General features: G+C 57.4%; 15 protein-coding genes and 3 tRNA genes. 6 read left to right on the forward strand and 12 right to left on the reverse strand.

Annotated features, from left to right (window positions below):
* Positions 1–151: 151 nt before the first annotated feature.
* Entirely contained in the window at positions 152–1,042 is an 891-nt protein-coding gene (locus THTE_RS14115; protein WP_095416031.1) for a hypothetical protein, read from the reverse strand.
* A gap of 342 nt (positions 1,043–1,384) precedes the next feature.
* On the opposite strand from THTE_RS14115, the gene THTE_RS14120 reads away from it, so the two are divergent.
* A tRNA-Cys gene (locus THTE_RS14120) sits at positions 1,385–1,457 on the forward strand.
* A gap of 269 nt (positions 1,458–1,726) precedes the next feature.
* On the opposite strand, the gene THTE_RS14125 is transcribed toward THTE_RS14120, so the two are convergent.
* The 7 genes from THTE_RS14125 to THTE_RS14155 all read right to left on the reverse strand — a co-directional run bounded on the left by THTE_RS14125 (position 1,727) and on the right by THTE_RS14155 (position 7,536).
* Positions 1,727–2,962, reverse strand: a complete 1,236-nt coding sequence (locus THTE_RS14125) for a tyrosine-type recombinase/integrase (protein WP_095416032.1) — start codon at positions 2,960–2,962, stop codon at positions 1,727–1,729.
* Positions 2,963–3,122: 160 nt separating this feature from the next.
* Entirely contained in the window at positions 3,123–3,551 is a 429-nt protein-coding gene (locus tag THTE_RS14130) for a hypothetical protein (protein ID WP_095416033.1), read from the reverse strand.
* Positions 3,548–4,030, reverse strand: a complete 483-nt coding sequence (locus THTE_RS14135; protein ID WP_095416034.1) for a hypothetical protein — start codon at positions 4,028–4,030, stop codon at positions 3,548–3,550. The genes THTE_RS14130 and THTE_RS14135 overlap by 4 nt, the downstream gene beginning before the upstream one ends.
* Positions 4,031–4,042: 12 nt before the next feature.
* Entirely contained in the window at positions 4,043–6,025 is a 1,983-nt protein-coding gene (locus tag THTE_RS14140) for a YfjI family protein (protein ID WP_095416035.1), read from the reverse strand.
* On the reverse strand, positions 6,018–6,380 hold the full coding sequence (locus tag THTE_RS14145) for a hypothetical protein (RefSeq protein WP_095416036.1): 363 nt from the start codon (positions 6,378–6,380) through the stop codon (positions 6,018–6,020). Before THTE_RS14145 ends, THTE_RS14140 begins: the two co-directional genes overlap by 8 nt.
* Positions 6,373–6,585, reverse strand: coding sequence for a helix-turn-helix transcriptional regulator (locus THTE_RS14150; RefSeq protein ID WP_095416037.1), 213 nt, complete (start codon positions 6,583–6,585; stop codon positions 6,373–6,375). Before THTE_RS14150 ends, THTE_RS14145 begins: the two co-directional genes overlap by 8 nt.
* A gap of 207 nt (positions 6,586–6,792) precedes the next feature.
* Positions 6,793–7,536 (reverse strand): hypothetical protein, encoded by a 744-nt coding sequence (locus tag THTE_RS14155; RefSeq protein WP_157732119.1) that lies wholly within the window; start codon positions 7,534–7,536, stop codon positions 6,793–6,795.
* Positions 7,537–7,968: 432 nt separating this feature from the next.
* Between THTE_RS14155 and THTE_RS18060 the strand changes: the two genes are divergently transcribed.
* Positions 7,969–8,066 (forward strand) — tRNA-Cys (locus THTE_RS18060).
* 75 nt (positions 8,067–8,141) lie between these two features.
* Here the strand turns inward: THTE_RS18060 and THTE_RS14160 are convergent.
* Positions 8,142–8,214, reverse strand: a tRNA-Arg gene (locus tag THTE_RS14160).
* A gap of 569 nt (positions 8,215–8,783) precedes the next feature.
* Between THTE_RS14160 and THTE_RS14170 the strand changes: the two genes are divergently transcribed.
* Positions 8,784–9,698, forward strand: a complete 915-nt coding sequence (locus THTE_RS14170; RefSeq protein WP_095416040.1) for a DUF1559 domain-containing protein — start codon at positions 8,784–8,786, stop codon at positions 9,696–9,698.
* A gap of 178 nt (positions 9,699–9,876) precedes the next feature.
* Here the strand turns inward: THTE_RS14170 and THTE_RS14175 are convergent, their stop codons facing one another.
* Positions 9,877–11,265 (reverse strand): Gfo/Idh/MocA family protein, encoded by a 1,389-nt coding sequence (locus THTE_RS14175; protein ID WP_095416041.1) that lies wholly within the window; start codon positions 11,263–11,265, stop codon positions 9,877–9,879.
* A 324-nt stretch (positions 11,266–11,589) separates the two neighbouring features.
* Entirely contained in the window at positions 11,590–12,108 is a 519-nt protein-coding gene (coaD, locus tag THTE_RS14180) for a pantetheine-phosphate adenylyltransferase (protein WP_095416042.1), read from the reverse strand.
* Positions 12,109–12,237: 129 nt separating this feature from the next.
* On the opposite strand from coaD, the gene THTE_RS14185 reads away from it, so the two are divergent.
* From THTE_RS14185 to THTE_RS14195, 3 genes are all read left to right on the forward strand, one after another.
* Positions 12,238–14,004 (forward strand): rhamnogalacturonan lyase family protein, encoded by a 1,767-nt coding sequence (locus tag THTE_RS14185; protein WP_095416043.1) that lies wholly within the window; start codon positions 12,238–12,240, stop codon positions 14,002–14,004.
* A gap of 247 nt (positions 14,005–14,251) precedes the next feature.
* A complete protein-coding gene (gene larB, locus THTE_RS14190) occupies positions 14,252–15,052 on the forward strand; it encodes a nickel pincer cofactor biosynthesis protein LarB (protein WP_237260153.1) in 801 nt (266 codons plus the stop codon).
* Positions 15,049–15,960, forward strand: coding sequence for an NAD(P)H-hydrate dehydratase (locus tag THTE_RS14195; RefSeq protein WP_095416044.1), 912 nt, complete (start codon positions 15,049–15,051; stop codon positions 15,958–15,960). Before larB ends, THTE_RS14195 begins: the two co-directional genes overlap by 4 nt.
* Here the strand turns inward: THTE_RS14195 and THTE_RS14200 are convergent.
* Positions 15,942–16,760 (reverse strand): type III pantothenate kinase, encoded by an 819-nt coding sequence (locus THTE_RS14200; RefSeq protein ID WP_095416045.1) that lies wholly within the window; start codon positions 16,758–16,760, stop codon positions 15,942–15,944. The two genes, THTE_RS14195 and THTE_RS14200, sit on opposite strands and share 19 nt — an antisense overlap.
* Positions 16,761–16,777 lie beyond the last annotated feature (17 nt).

Consider the following 16,777-nt stretch of genomic DNA (forward strand, 5'->3'; position numbering starts at 1 on the left):
GCTTACTGATTTCTCCCGGCCGTCGCATGACGGCAAACCACTCTGTGGCGAAGTGCCTTCGACGGGAATGACAGAGTTGTCTTCAAAATCTGGAAAAATCCTGAGACCCTGAAGCCCTATACCATATCCGAAAAAACACCATCCTGCCACACTACCCTTCTGACAGCGGCGGCTGGGACACCAAGAATTGCCGCAGTCGCCCCATCACAGCCTCTTGAGGGATCGCGCCTTCCCCCAGCATGTAAATACACCTTGCGGCAAAAGTCACTCCTTTTTCAATCCCTCCCGGCAAAATCTCGTACCCACGAATTACCGGCATATTTCCCGCAACAGTCTGCACGGGCGGGATGATCTGCCACTCGGAAAGCTCCCGCGGATGTACCGGCGAGCCGTCCAGAGGGTGGACCCAACCCAACAACCACGCGCTGCCCGGCAGCCGCCACGCTGCAACATCGAATGCAAGCTCGTGTTGATTCCCGCCAAGCGCAAGTCTGCTCGGGACAAAAGGAATTGCGGAATTTTTCAAATCCTCGGAACACACGCGGATTTGCCCTAGAATTTCAGTCGAGAGAACATCAATTTCGTCGAGCAGGACCACATCGGGTTGCGTTTCCCCAACTTCCGTACGCATCAGAAGAACGGCCTCCAGGACTGCGATCTGGGATGTTGGCGGAACATCGCCACGATCGCAACTCGAATCAGAAGCAGACGTTGTTTCCCGAGACACGGTCACGACAAGGGAGAGATGAAAAAACTCCTTTGTCGCATGTCGAAATCGCACCAAGCATCGGCCGTCTGTGGTGGGGAAAAACTCTTCCAGCACAAACCTTGGCTCGAGCCTCCCTTGTGATTTGCGGAGAATGCGACAAATAACGCTTCGGCCAATTTGTTCCCCGGAGCCTTCACCGCCCGGTTTTTGAAAAACAACGAGAAACCCCTGTTCCGGTTGGCTCGCAGTGAAGGAAATCCGCCCCCACCCGGTATTCCAAACGCATTGCGTATTCGCAACCACGCAGTGGACACGTTGCGGTTGGCTGTTCATCGGATTTTCCACTCTACTGCAATACTGCAATTAATCACCATTTTTTAGAGAATCTTCTGGGAACCTGGCTGGAATTCTCGGCCGGTTTCCCTGCCGGTCGGCTTCCGCGACGCTTGGGGCACCGCAATTGATTATCGGCCCGTGATGCCACGCCACGCAATTGGTGGGTACGAAATACGAAACCGCGACCGCTACAAAAACAGGCGAACTCGCCGTTGTTGAAAAAGTCAGTGAAATGAGCCAATCCGCCAGGGGAAATTTTTATTCGCGGTTAACACATTTTTGAGCGGACAGGTCTAGGCGTCCGAAACTTGAGACCATATAATAGCCAAAAAAGCAAGTGGCGCCGTAGCCAAGCGGCTAAGGCAGCGGATTGCAAATCCGCCATTCGCCGGTTCGAATCCGGCCGGCGCCTCTCCACAGCGGAAAACGAAAACCCCGTGATTTCCCGCGTAAGTGACGGATTTCACGGGGTTTTTGATTTCGCCACAATGTTCTGGCAGAAAAACTGTGCATGTCAGTTAGAGACAGAAAAAACCACGTAGAGTAACCAAGAAGTGCAACCATAAGTGCAACCAAAAACTCCCCCTTTGTACACCGCCCATGCGTTCACTGTCCTTGTGAACATCACCAGATTGCATGGGATGACTAGCGTCTATCGCGGGGTTTCAGAAAAGCACCGGCCTACGTGTTCCCCTGGACACTGTCCTTTTGGTTATCGCCACTACGGGTGGGCAGGGCTACGTCTAGCCGACGGACAGTTTCCCCAAGATCGGTGATGCCCAACTTGGTGTAGGTCTTGGCCGTTAGCTTCGGGTCACTGTGCCGCATCAACGCTTGGGCTGTTTGAAGATTCACGCCCACCCGGGCTAACAGTGTGGCATAGGTACCGCGGAGAGAATGGAAGTCCAGCCGTCCACTTTCAGTTTCCACCGGGATGCCCGCTTCCTCTAAGTCCAGGGCAATCATCTTGGCCGCCTTCACGTACCACGTCCCGGGCCAGAGTCGGGTAGCCGGGGCGGGAATCGTTGCCCGAGTTCTCAGCCAGTCCCGAAGATATTCCGCAACGTTAGCAGGAAGCGGGATCGTATCCTGTCGCTTGTTTTTGGCGTAAGCCGCCTCCACGGTAACCGTCGGAGGGTTGCTATCCAGGGCTAACGCCCCCCGCGTCAAACTAGCCAGCTCCGATGCCCGGAATCCGGAGTAACTGGCCAACAGATACAGGGCCGCCCTGTCCCGCCCCGTTAGTCCCCGGAAAATCCGCGGGCTTCTCTCGGCGGCTTCCATCAGCCGGCGCAATTCATCGGTGGACAGTGCCCTTCGTTTCACCCGCCTATCCACTTCAGCGTTCCAGCGGGAGAGTCCAGCCAGTGGATCATCGGGCAGCTTGGAGTGTTTCCACAACCACCGGGAAAACATCTTGCACGCAACAAGATGGTGGTTGCGGGTTTCGGTGCTAACGTCCAGGGAAAGAATGGCGTCCCGGATAGCTTGCGGGCGAATATCACCGAGAGTTTCGACGTTAGCCACCGAAAACACTTTGCGGATGCGGGAGAGTGTCAGCGTGATATGTTTGGCCGTCCGCCCCCGGGCCTGCAAGTCACGCTGGAAGTCGGCTAGGTGGTTTTCCACCGATTCCCGAAGAAACTTGTCTGTCGGGTGGATCACCCCGGCTGCCAGTCGCTCCGCGTCCCGCTCCAGCTCCGCCGCATAGGCTAGGGTTGCCTTTTTGTCCGTGTAGCCGGGGAATTCCTTCACTTGCCCGTTGGGAAGCCGCAACCGGATGTACCACTTGCGGGATTGCTCTTTCACCTTTTCGACGGGCTTCCCTTGTTTGATGAGTCGCCGGGCTTCCGCCGCCGTCACCCGTTCCCCTTGGTGGAGCCAACGGGTTACCGTCTTTTTGAAGATGAACGCCATACCGGTACCCCTTCACAGAAAACCATACCCCGACAGAAAAACGGGGCGGGAAGCCGGGGGTACAGCGGCTTGTCGGGCGTCCCCTATCCCGCCCCCAAGAGTCTGCCTTATCCTACAGAAGCCGGATGCCTATTGCAATGCGTCCCAACGTTTCCACCCATTAGCCGCGGGCCGTGACGTTAGCCACCGACGGTTCCGCCATCCTTCCGCATTGCGGGCAACGCCACTCATTCCAGAAGTGAAAATCCACCAGAACCGCAACCAGAAAGCCGCACCCCGGGCACTCTGACGCTCTTGCCCGGGTGATCTTGAAACCGAGGGCCATATCTGCCCACCAGGGCGGCAATTCAACGCCTTTCGGCCAACCGCGGGGCTTCGTCAGCCGGCGCTTGAATTCCCGGTAGAAGGGCGTTAGGGCGTCCAGAACCTCTTGAGTGACCGGCCTTTCACCGGGGAGTGAATGCCACACTTCCACCACGCCATCCGGGCGGAGCCGGAGCCGGTAGCCGCCCCGGAGTAGCCAGCTCACCGCTTCCTGGAAATCTTTGAACGTGAGCGGGGAAGTCTCTGTCCGTGCGGATATTCTCATGGCGTCAACTCTCCGTCATGAGCGTACTGGATCGCTTCCCTAACGAATCGCTCCGCGGCCTTGGGCCAATCCACGGGATCGATCTTGAGCAACCGGCAGGCGTCCAGTAGCAGGGCAACCGCGGAGTCGTGGAAAGTGTCGTAGAGTTCGAAGAGAGCCGGGAAGTCCACGGGCTGCGCCGGCGTCCCCGTTGGCATGAGAACGTATCCCGGGCCGTATTCGCTTGGTTGCAACCGGATGGAATATCCCGCGTCCCAGAGTTTGTGAAGTAACAGCCAACCGCCCACTTCCTCTTTGTGGCCCAGCAGGATGGCCACTTCCTCCGCCGTTAACGCCCCGGGCTTCACGCCAAGCCGAAGTTTGCCGTTTTCCCATACCACCTTAACACCAGGACGATTCAGCCAGTGAAGGAAGTACGGGGGGCTTTCCGTTTTGATCACCGGGACAGGGTCCAGGGCTTGATGTCGTCTAACACTCATGCGCCCTCCCAATCAATAATCCAGCCAAACTTCAGCGTCCTCTTCAGCCGCTTCCGCCAGTCGGCGATTCAGTTCGTCGATATCCACCACGGGATGTTGGGGCTGTCCAGAGTGCCCGGAATTCGTCCCGCCACTTTCGGGGGGTATAGGATTCAAAGCGTCCTGCTGATCAACCCCGTTTTTCGGCGCATCACCAACATCACCATCACCACAACCTCGTAAAAGCCGGGTTTTGGAAGGTTTTGGTGATGTGGTGATGTGGTGATGGAGTATAAACACGCTTTTAGGCCTACCCCCCCTTTGGCCAGCGGGTGGCTCTTCCCAGTGACCTAAGCCGGCCTTGACCAGTTCATTGAGTGCCTCTTCAGCTTCCAGTCGCTTTCCGCGGAATCGCCAAAGCCCATGCGTTAGGTCCCGCACCGTCACTTTGCCGCCATGCCTGGCAATCCACTCGACCAGCTCTTCCTGCTGGTTCCCCTCAGCTCCACGCGCCAGGATGTCATAAATCCGGGCAGTCTCGGCCTTGTGCCATTCGGTCAGCGTGATCGCCCGGGCCATGGATTCCGCATCAATGACGTTGGGATTCACGCTCTCACCCGCCGCCCAGCGCACAAGATGAAGAATCAATCCCAGCCGGAGCGGAATTTCTTCCAGTTTTGAGAATGCCGCGGCCAAATCACCGGTTAAGTCGATCAACTCTTGGTTGTGTTGGTTGTAAAAGCACTCATAAGCGGCTTTCGCTTGTGGGCCAAGCCTCACAATCTTCGGGCATGGTTCGCCGTCGGGGTCATAGTCAAAGTCGAGGTTAAGTAACCGGTCGAATACACGACCGACGTCCGCTCGTACACTTTCTGGCACTGTTTGTTCGTTCCATATCCTCAGCCGTTGCGGGGGCCACGTTAAAAGGAAACGGGCCAAAAGTCCGTTCTCACGTAAGGCCAACGTAAACACGCGTTGCAATGTGCCGGGCTGAATACCGCCGGTAATCGACACCGCCGAGTAAGGGACGTAGATTGTTTCCCTTGTTCGGCGGTCTACGATGTGGGGTGTTGCGTTGTAACACGACAGCCAAAAGGGGGCATCCCCGCCTCGGGTGTTAGTGTACCGATCGAAACTGGCGATCCATCCGGCCAACTCGTCACGGGCCAGCAGAAGGCCACGTGGGTTGGCTTGTAAGATCGGCGCGATCGCCTCCACGGTGGTATCTTTGACGAGAATGCGCCGCGCCATCGGTTCCTTGGGTTCCTCTGGTGGTTCGCCGGAATCTTTCGCTCTCTTCCACTCGGCCAGTGCCTTTTCATAGGCCAACAGGTTCACCTTGTACTGTTGCCGTTGTGCCTTGTATTCCTTTGACCAGGTCTTTTCTCGGGCGTGCAACCACTGGAGGGCGAAATTTAAGGACGGGCTCTTCAGTGAACCGGATTTGCACATGAAGGCCGTCCAAAGAATGGGCGGAACGCGCCAGTTTTCAGCGTCGCCACCTTTGGCTTCAAGCATCCGCGTCAGGCCAATGGCAGCTCCGCAAGCGGTCAAGAGGGGTAGGGCCACGAAGGATGGATCAGCGCACATGCTTTCCGCTGCCAGCTTCACGAAGTCGGACAGCGGGCGGGGTAGGGTATCGACGGGGTAGGGTTGCCACGTGGGGGCTGGCGGTAATGCGTCGCCGTCCAATTCTGATTGTGTAGCGGTGGGTAACCGTTCCGGTGGTGTTTCCACCGGCGCACTTGCGGGCTTGGTTACCGGGGCCTCCGCTGGCCGGGAGTCTCGCTCTTTGGTCTTCGCTTCATTAACCGCTTCCTGGATCACGTTCAACGTGTCCCCCCGAGCGATGCCAAATTCCTGGTAGAAACGCTCGGCCAGCTCCCGCCAAGCTTTGCGATCCTTTGCTGGAACAGAATGGGTGATCGGTTTGGGAAGAGGACCGCCTTTGAGTGTTACCACAATTTCGCCGTTGCTTGCTGTGGCACTTAGTGTTGCTGAATCGTGATCAGGCATTTACTAGGCTCCGTATTAAGGTTGCGTAGTCCTCAGCGTCTATAAACTCACTCGGTCTAACCGGGCGGAGGTTTTCTGATGCGAGAACCGCCCCGGGAAGCAATAAATCGCGCATGGTCTTGGGAATCTGCTGCGCGATGAAATCCTCCCCTAGTAGCTCCGCTTGCGGATCGTCAAGGAATGCGATGGGCGGAACGACAATCCGGGCGGTGACGACCTCCCGGGGTGCCCGCACCTCCAGAGTCCAAGGGCCGTTCTCGCGAACCGGCGGCCACGCTACCACTAACACCGGGATGCGTTGATTACCCCGCGGTTTTGGCGGTGTACGGCGAAGCGTAACCTGTCGCTCAGCCATTGCCCCCTCCCTGCCGTTTTCGGCGATTGTCTTTGGCGGAAAGCCACTGCTGGACGGCTGCCCATTCCCATCGGACGGTGCGTTTCGTCAACCGCACTGGCTCCGGCAACCGGCCGGCGCTGACCAGCCGGAACAGCGTCCGCCGGGAGATGCCAAGACATCGTGCCAGCTCTGTGGGGGACATAAACGCGCTGTGTTCATTCATGGACTAACTCCCTTTGAACAAGTGATGTTGCACACCTCTATAAGAAAGTCCCCCGGCGCGCACCAAAAGCGCGCACCAGATCGAAAATGAAAACGCGTAAGTTGCGGTGGGATAAGAAGATACGATTTCGGTTATTTCAGAATGTGCGCACCGCGCGCGCACCGCGCACTCGGTAACAGTTGGGAGAGAAGGTGCTTCGTGAAGAGGTTAGTCGTCGCGGTCGTAATGTTCGCCCCGTGCTACCAGCCGGCAGCGACGCTCTTCAATTTCCACTTCCTTCTGGTGGGTGCGATGTTCTTTCCACCATCGTGTCTTGCGAATCGCCGACGCCGAGACCCCCAACGCCTGTGCTAACGAGCGTAAGGAAGCGCTTATCGGAATTGGTAAGATAGCGTTAAGCTTCCGCAGCTTGTCATCTACGTTTAAGGTTGAGTCGTTGATGATGTCCGCCAACTGCCGCATGCACTCTTTGCCTTTATCGGGGGCGTAAATGCGCATGAGTCGCATAGCGTCGGGTTCCGCCGTCGCGTCGCCCGTGACCGCGGCCAGATTTCCGGGTCGTGATCCAACTTTCTTACCAGCGTCGGCTTCAAGTTGAGTGACGATCCCCAGAATCCGCGCGGCATAGCCGTCAAATTCCTGTGCAACCGCGATTTCCCCGTTGGCTTTTAACCATGCCTGCCAGTCCAACAGCGTGCATTTGATGGCGTCCAACACGGGTGGCGACACTTGCGTGTACAAGCCAACGTAACCGCCGATAGGACTCCACTCAGCATCCTCAGCTCTGGATACAAGACCTGTCAGAGGGCCCGGCGGTTGCAACGAGAGCGACCAGGTCTTGCCCATCCGCCGGATCGTCCAGGGCGTGATGCCATAAGCCCGTAGCGTCTCAGCGGCATCTTCCAGAAGCCCGACGAGATAACAAACAGCCTCGGACACCACTTCGGACACGTGCGCCACCCCACGTGACATGAGACACCACAACGCAACAAAGTGGGCGGGCAGCCCGTGTGGCGGCGGGGGTTCGGGCCATGGTTCCCTAGCCCGCCCATATCCCTTCTGTATTTTCCGCGCCGTTTTCGGGACGTCAACATACTGGAGATATTCCATTAACCCACACATCATATTGGGGACCCCCCTATAGGCTGAATTTGCGTGCGCGCGGCTGCCGCTGCGGTTTGGCGGCACGTCGCTAGATTTTTCACCCCCTACCCCCCGCCATCGCCAAAGGGTTAGCCAGTCGGCTTACGTTAGGTGGTTAGTGGGAACCAGGGCAAGTGTGTCGGTAGGTCTTGGATGCGAAACCTAACATGCAAACACGTTAGGTGAGAGTCACCATCCCCGCTGAAAAAGCGGTGCAACCATAAGTGCAACCACGCCGATGGGGCATCGTACATTGCGTTCCTAACGTCACTTACGTAATCGTACAGCGGATTGCAAATCCGCCATTCGCCGGTTCGAATCCGGCCGGCGCCTCTCCACAGTGGAAAACGAAAACCCCGTGATTTCCCACGTAAGTGATGGATTTCACGGGGTTTTCTGGCTTACTGTGTCAGCACGCCCGGAGGGATTCGAACCCCCAACCGGCGGATTAGAAATCCGCTGCTCTATCCCTTGAGCTACGGGCGCTTTGCCTCTCGAATCCTGGAGCCTTCAGTAATTCTACGCGATAACGCTCCGACACTACGTTTGAGGCTGTGCGAAACGCGATTTGCGCTGTGTTTTCTCGGGCGAATTGGTGCTTCCGTCTCTTCCTTTTCCTTGATGGCCAACGGGTGTGTGCCGGGTAAACAACGCGTTCCCAGACGCCACACCGAGCGGTTTTTTGGAAATCCCATGCTGACGCCCCCGCCTGATAACCGCCGCTGCCAGGCCGCCGTGCTCGAAATGGCCCATCCCGTCCGTCCCGCCACAAATCGTGCGCGATGGTGATTGCTTTCCCGACTGAGCATCGCGGCTGGCCGAAGACTCGCCGCAATCACGCCACTCATTGCACGGTAGGTCCCTGTTGTTGCTGTGTGGCGGTAGGAAAGCCGTCGGCAAGGACGTGGTCAACACTGTGTTTCAAATTATCGAGCGCCGCCATGCTTGACAAGGGTGGTGCGTGCTTGTTCGACCGGTATTCGTAAGGTATTATGCACCGACAAAACTCGACATTGACGAGCTATGCGGCGAAACAAGTTTCCAGGACTGAAAGCATGAAAGTGGGCTTCACGCTGGTGGAACTTCTTGTTGTGCTGACGATTGTGGCGCTCCTCACGGCACTGCTTCTGCCAGCAGTTCAAAGTGCCCGAGAGGCGGCCAGGCGGGCCCAGTGTGGCAATAATCTCAAACAATTGACGCTGGGCATGCACCACTATCACGATCAGATCGGGGCATTTCCTTTTGGATTCAGCACCCTGGAGCAATCCTGGCACGCGATGTTGTTGCCCTACATTGAGCAGGAGGCACTGTATCGCACGCTCATTTTTCAGGAGTCGGGTCCAGGGAACTGGGACTCAGGATCGGCCAACACGAAAGCGTGTCAGACAGTGATTCCAGTTTTTCGATGTCCCAGCTTGCCGCTCCCGGAGCATGTGGATCACGATATCCCCCAGCGGGTGCCCAATAGCTACAACGGAATTGCTTCGTCCTCGGCGGCATCGGATGATCTGAGCACCGTACCTGCTGGCTATCCGCGAGTCGCGTTGGAGCAAATCGATCTAGATGGCATGCTGTATGGAAACAGTGCAATTCGGATGGCAGACGTGACGGATGGAACCAGCCACACCGTGCTTTTCGGCGAAATGCACACCAATCCGGATTTCCAGAAAGACGGGCAGTCAATGGATTACTGGCAGATTGGCTTGCCTCACACCGCGACGTGGTTGCCCGGTGGAATCGGTGGGACAGAATACTCCGAAGCGCTCGCTTCTACCTTGGTGCCTGTCAATGGCTGGAAAGACTCGACGCTACCGGGCATGGTGATGGAACTGGGATGTGGAAGCTACCATCCTGGCGGAGCGATGTTCGGCTTCGTCGACGGCTCTGTAAGATTCTTGAGCGAAACAGTGGATCATCAACTTTATCGCAGTCTGGGCTCTCGTAACGGGCAAGAGACAACCTGGCCGTGACAGCGACCGGACCTCGACCGGGTACCGCGTTAGGCTTGCAGACACGAGAGTTAACCAGCAGCAAGGGTGACGGTGTACAGAAAAAGTCACCGTCACCCTTGTTCGATGGTGAATGAATCTGACTTGTCCCGGGGCTTTGGGATACTAGCCGCTTGGTAAGTTCGGTCGTATCACGGGATCAATATTCGCGATCTGTTTTGAGTCCCGGCATCGGGACTGGATAGCGTCCGTCGGGACCCAATTGGAGGGGGGCCGGCGAATCCATCGTCAATTGGTCAAGGCCCGGCGCCATCTCATGCGGACAGTTGAGCATTTCTTCGTAGGTAATTTCGCGACCGGTGTGGGCAGACATTCGACCCATCGACGTGACAAGACTCGCTTTCACGCCGCGTTCGGCTTCGTTATGGGGCTTGTCATCGAGGATGGCGTCGATGAGGGCGTTCCATTCGTTCTGATAGGGGTCGCGTTCTTCTGGTGGAACTTTGGATTCCCACTCCAAAACGGACATATCGGGCGACTGTCCCTTAAAGATGCGGGAGGGCAGGCCGCAGTCTCCGTTGGCGGACACGAGCGCCGAGCCTTTGGACCCGTGGATATAGCTGTAGTAGACGTTGTCCGCTCCCGCCATGCAGCGGCCATCGAAGCAGAATTTTGTTCCATCCGCGTAGGTGTACTCCACAGCGTAGACGTCAAAGTTCTGATCGATGTAGGGTACACCCTCAGGGCTCGTCTTGTAATGTCGGCCACCCAGCCCCATGGCTTTGACGGGCCAATCGTTTTTCATCCAGGCAAGGTGATCGATAATGTGGATGTAGAAATCACTGTAGCAACCACCGCTGGCCCAGAGGAAACTGTGGAATCGTCTCACCTGGTAAAGCAATTCGCTGATGCCCTCGGGCTTGGGCGTGGAGGCGAAATATCCGATCGGGCCGTGCATGCGGTAGCCCCGCTCGAAGATAATGTCGCCGATGGCACCATCCTGAAGACGTTTGTATAGTTCTTGCAGAGCGCGACTGTGGCGGGACATCAATCCCACGCCGACTTTGAGGTTTTTCTCCACGGACTTCTTAGCCAGCTCTAACATGCGCTTGCTGGTTGGACCGTCGACAGTCACCGGCTTTTCCATGAAAACATGGAGGTTCTTCTCGATCGCGTAGGTAAAGTGCACCCAGCGGAATGCAGGGGGCGTGGCGAAGATGGCCACATCGCCGGGGCGCAGGCAATCCATGGCCTTTCGGTAGGCGTCAAATCCGATGAATTTGCGATCATCCGGAACGTCCACCTGGTCCCCGAATTGCTTCTTGAGGTTTTCGTAACTTGAATTGAGACGGTCCTGGAAAACATCCGCCATGGCGACGAGCTTAATCGGGACTCGCTTGACCGACATGGCATTCGCCGCTGCACCAGTACCACGGCCGCCACACCCGATGAGTGCGATCCGAATGGTGTTATCCTCCGCAGCATGGACGTGGGGCACAATTGCGGCACTGACGGCCGTGGCCGCAGCCAGTTGGCCTGTGGTTTTGAGAAATTCACGCCGTGACGACTTTGAGACGTGGTCTGACATTGCGAGCAACCTCCACATGTGAGTTAGACGAACATTTAGTGAAAGAAAAACTTTAAGCCTTCCCAAAAGGGGTGCTACAGCTGTTCTGCCTTCTCGTATTTTGGGGCCGACGTTATAGCAGCACAGAAACCTGCCTGCCGCCTTGTATTGTCGTCGGCCGATCGTGGCTGTCAACCTGGTGATTTGTATCCTTCGGCAAAGATTTTCACCATTTCGGCTGGTCTATCGAAACCCACATCAAACGTGGCCCACCAAGAAAAGATTCCTTGGGCCGGGATGAGCACGAGCCGCGAAGCCAAGCGCGGTGGGGACTGGCGAATTTCCTCACCGCGGCGTGCGGGCAGAGGCTGCCAATTTGGCCCGCAGGGCCGTGACAACCGGCGGCGGCAGAAAACGGGAAAGTTCCTCATCGGAGGCAATCGGGGCAATTTCCTTGATAAGAGAGCTGGAAACATGGGCGAGTTCGCCGTCGGCAATCATGAAAAGTGTTTCCACATCCGGGGCGAGGCGGCGGTTGGCCATCATCATGGTGATTTCTGCGGCTATATCGGTGATGGGACGGACTCCCCGGATCATGATTTTCGCGCCACACTCGCGAACAAAATTGACAGCCAAACCGCGGAACGTGCGAATCTCGATGTTGGTCAAATGGGGCGTGGATTGCCGTATAAGCTCTTCGCGTTCTCTAGCATCAAACATGGGAAATTTATGGATATTCACCCCGATACCCACGATGAGCCGGTCGAACAACCGGCTGGCTCGTTCCATCACATTGAGGTGTCCAAGAGTGATGGGGTCGAAAGACCCGGGGTAGACCGCGATCCGAGGATCGAGTTGCGACATGGCTGGGACTCCGATCAGACGATGGCGAGTTGACTTCCAACCGATTATATTACGAAAAAACTTGCGTCCACGCACCCACGGTGCGGAGACTGAAGGTCCGAATTGGTCACTTTCTGCGGAGGACTAACCATGGCAGCTTCGCGATGCTCAGGTGGCCGTCGCCAGGTCATTGTGCGCTGGTGGAATATCGCGTTAGGCGCTTTTGTTCTTGTCACAGGTGCTGGACCCGCCCATGGCGAGCGCCAAATGGAGAAGCTGGACCGAGGATTTGTCGCCGTGCAGGCCGGGCCCCGTGCTGTTTATCTTACCTGGCGTTTGCTCCGCGAGGACCCGCACGACATCGCTTTCAATCTCTATCGTCAGAATCAGGAGGGTGCAGCGGTCGTTCGGCTCAATAAGGAACCCATCATCCGGACGTGTGACTTTGTGGATGACGGCGTCGCAGCGGGGACTTATCGCTATATTTTGCGGGCTGTAAAACAGGGGCAGGAGAGGCGGGAAGAAAGTTCCTCGTCCTTGACGGTTGGGGAAAAAGCCCGGCCTTACTTGTCCATCAAGCTCGACGGCAATTACACGTTCCAAAAGGTTGGAATCGCTGATTTGGATGGAGACGGCAGTCTGGATGTTGTCATCAAACAACCAAATCAGAACATCGATCCCTACGAAGCTTACTGGAAGCCAAGTCCCGGCACTTACAAACTGGAGGCCTACACTTTGGCTGGCAAGATGTTGTGGCGATATGATCTTGGCTGGGCCATTGAACAGGGGATCTGGTACTCGCCCTATATCGTGTACGACCTGGATGGCGATGGAAAGGCCGAAGTGGCCGTGAAAACAGGCGAGGGAGACCCACGGGGTCCCGATGGCCGCGTGCAGGGTGGGCCGGAGTATCTGACCATTCTCGACGGAGCGACAGGAAAACCCGTCACCCGTGTTGCCTGGCCGCCCCGGGAGATGTTCCCCAGCTACAACTATGCTTCGCGCAATCAACTGGCGGTGGCGTACCTCGATGGCAAAAGACCAGCGCTTATTGTCCTGCGCGGTACATACAACGTCATGGTGGCGATCGCATATCGGTATGAAAAGGGGCAACTTTCGGAAATCTGGCGATGGGATAATCGAGGACTGGAAAGAAAGTTCCAAGGACAGGGAGCCCACTGCACGCAAGCCGCCGATGTCGATGGGGATGGCAGGGACGAAATCATCTTGGGATCACTCGTGCTGGATGACGACGGAAAACCGTTATGGAGCACAGGGCTTGGCCATCCTGACCACGCGTACGTCGGCGATCTGAATCCCGAACGCCCCGGAATGGAAATTTACTATGGAATAGAAACCCGCCAGCAGAAAAATGGCATGTGCATGGTGGATGCAAAGACGGGCGAGATTCTATGGGGATACGATGGTCCGACACGCCACGTTCACAGTCACGGGATGTGCAGCGACATTGATCCCCGCTATCCGGGGGCGGAGTGCTACAGTGCCGACACCGACCCGAACAAGGACTTCGCCTGGGCGAAGCTGTGGAGTGCTCAGGGCAAGGTGATCAGCGAGGAAAACCTGGCTGGATTCGGCCCCTGGGTGGCATATTGGGACGCCGACCCCTATCGAGAACTCATCATTGGGTCTCGCATCCGGAAGTACTATCCGTCTCAGGAACTTGAGCCGCGACTGGAAGGAAGTTACGTCGCCACAGTGGATCTGGTGGGCGACTGGCGAGAAGAGATTATCACAACAATACCGGGCGAAATCAGAATCTATGTGACGACTATTCCGGCTGTGGACAGACGCCCAAGTCTGTTCCAGGATCCACTCTACCGATTGGATGTGGCAATGGCGGCGATGGGCTACTATCAACCACCGTTGACCAGTTACGACCTTGCGTCCCAGAAGTGATCACTGCCCGCATGTCCTCACCGGCCGATCCTCCGGCGCACCTGTTACCCACAAAGATTCGTCGTCCTGGGGTGACGCACCTGATACAATTCACCAGGCTCCGAGCAGCGGGAGTATCCAGGGTGATCAGGCTTTCTTCCGGGGCCTGTTGAGGTAGTACCGTTCGGGCGAAGACGAGCCGAGGCGAACAGATGAAGTCGGGACCAGGGTCGGGTCCTTCCGTTTGATGCGTCAGGAGTGAGTGCAGATGATGCTTCCTGTTAACGAGCTGCGTCACCTCGCCGAGCAATTGAAGAGCGGTCAGCTCGATGTCGATCGTTTCGTCGAGGCATGCCAAAAGTGGGGAATTGCCGATGTTGGTGAGGCCCAGGTTGATTTGGATCGGCAGCGTAGATGCGGTTTCCCCGAAGTGGTATACGGACAGGGCAAAACAGTGGAGGCGTTGCGAAAGATTTTTCACGCCCTTCTCGAAAACGGCGTGGATGTTTTCGCAACGCGGATTTCGCCAGAAAAGGCCGAGGTCCTGCTTCGGGAATTTCCTGCTGGCCGGTATAACGCGGTGGCAGGTACTTTCCGCATTCCGAAACAGGAGCCGCCAACCGACGCCGAGCCCCGAGGAATTGTAACCGTGGTTACTGCCGGAACCAGCGATCTACCCGTGGCCGAGGAAGCGCGGGAAACAGCTCTCTGGACAGGTGCCGAAGTTCGTCTGGTCCAGGACGTGGGAGTCGCAGGGCCTCACCGGCTGCGGGCCAATCTTCATCTCCTTGAGGATGCTGACGCCGTGGTGGTTGTGGCGGGAATGGAGGGAGCACTTCCCAGTGTGGTTGGGGGCTTCGTGTCCTGTCCGGTGATTGGCGTACCCACCAGCGTTGGATATGGCGCCAGCTTTGGAGGCGTCTCGGCCTTGTTGAGTATGCTCAATAGTTGTGCCGCAAATGTGGTGGTGGTGAACATCGACGCGGGTTTCAAAGGTGGCTATGTGGCAGGGTTGATCGCTAAGAACAGTGCGCGGCGGCGCGCTTTGTTGAAGTCTGCGGAAAAATGAACGAAAAAGGCTTTGGCGAGAATCTCCCCTTACCCGTGCTCCCGGTGCGACCTCGGGATGCCCATAAAGGCCGGTTTGGGACGGTCCTTATTGTAGGTGGCAGTTTGGGAATGTCGGGGGCGGCAGGGCTTGCTGGTTTGGCGGCTCTACGCGGAGGCGCGGGCCTCGTAAGAGTTGCAACGCCGGCACCGGTGCTCGCGATTGTTGCCTCCTACGAGCGCTCATACACCACAATACCGCTTGAAGCAGACAAGCACGGGCGGATCTCGCTGCGGGCTTGCGAGGGGGTTATGGAGGCTGCCGCTGAGGCGGACTGGATTGCGTTGGGACCGGGACTGGGACGGTCCCTCGGACTTTCCCGGCTTGTGACCCGCGTGTATTCGGAACTGAGCAAACCGCTTGTGCTGGATGCGGATGGTCTGAATGCCCTTGCCCGGGAAAACGGCCAACTACCACGGCCGGGCGGTCCGCGGGTGTTGACGCCCCATCCGGGAGAATTCCGTCGGCTGGTCGGACCCTCCGGAGATACGCGCCGACCTATTGAGGAACGCTGGCAGCTCGCCCGACAACAAGCGGCCAACTGGGGGGTGGTTCTGGTTTACAAGGGGCACCCCACGCTGGTTACGGATGGAACGCGCTGCTACGTCAACACAACCGGCAACCCGGGCATGGCCACCGGCGGTTCAGGAGATGTTCTCACGGGGTTAATTGCGGCCTTGGGGGCGCAGGGGCTGGAGCCGTTCGCGGCTGCCCAACTTGCTGTGTACCTTCACGGTCTGGCGGGGGATCTGGCGGCAGCGGAGCTCTCGGAAGAGGCTATGATCGCTTCGGATTTGATCGATTACCTGCCCCGGGCTTTTCAGGAATATCGCAAAGTGCTCTCCGGCGGTCAGGAGTCGTCGCGTTGAGTGTGGTGTGCCAGGTAGTGGTAGACTGTCAGCGCGATCCCTGAAAGGGTCAGGTGCTCCACGTATTGGGCCGAACCGCCCAGCAGGCTGGCCAGGAGTGCCCCGCCCCCGCCGGTCACGAACACATCCGGCTGATCAGAAAAGTTACTGGCTTGCCGGGAAATCAGCTCGCGAACGGTGCCCACCATACCCCAGAACACTCCCGCAGCCATGGCCTCTTGGGTGTTTCGGCCAATCGGCGGCGGAGGTGAGGTCCAGAGGGTATCGATCTGCGGAAGCAGGTCTGTAAATTCATAGAGGGCTCGCGCGGCAATGCCCGGTCCGCAGGCGATGGCGCCGCCCTCGAAACTGCCTTGCGGGCTGAGCACGTCCACCGTAATCGCCGTGCCCACGTCCACAACAATCGCGGGATACCCAGGTCGGCGCAAAGCCTCTGCCGCCACCGCCGCCGCGAGTCGGTCGATTCCCACCCGATCGGGATGGGGAAGCGACACAGGGATCGGAATCTCCTGAGAGGTGAGGAGAAATACCTTTTCGGACGCGCGACGGAGACGCAAAAATTCTACGAGCTCGGTGGTCGCTGAGCGGTTAACGCTGGCAATCCACCAGGTGATCGTACCTGGTTGCTCGGGGACCGACTTCAGGCCCTCTTCGAGAGCGCTCCACTGCCCCGTTGCTGGTAGGATGGAAATAACCTGCTCAGGAACGGGCAACCGGGCAGATGATGGCTGCCACGGAAAGCGACCACACTTGATTCGGGTATTGCCGATATCCACGGCAAAGAAGTAGTGTCGATCCATCGATGGTGCAATCCCCA

It is taken from the genome of Thermogutta terrifontis (assembly GCF_002277955.1).
GTDB classification, from domain to species: Bacteria; Planctomycetota; Planctomycetia; order Pirellulales; family Thermoguttaceae; genus Thermogutta; species Thermogutta terrifontis.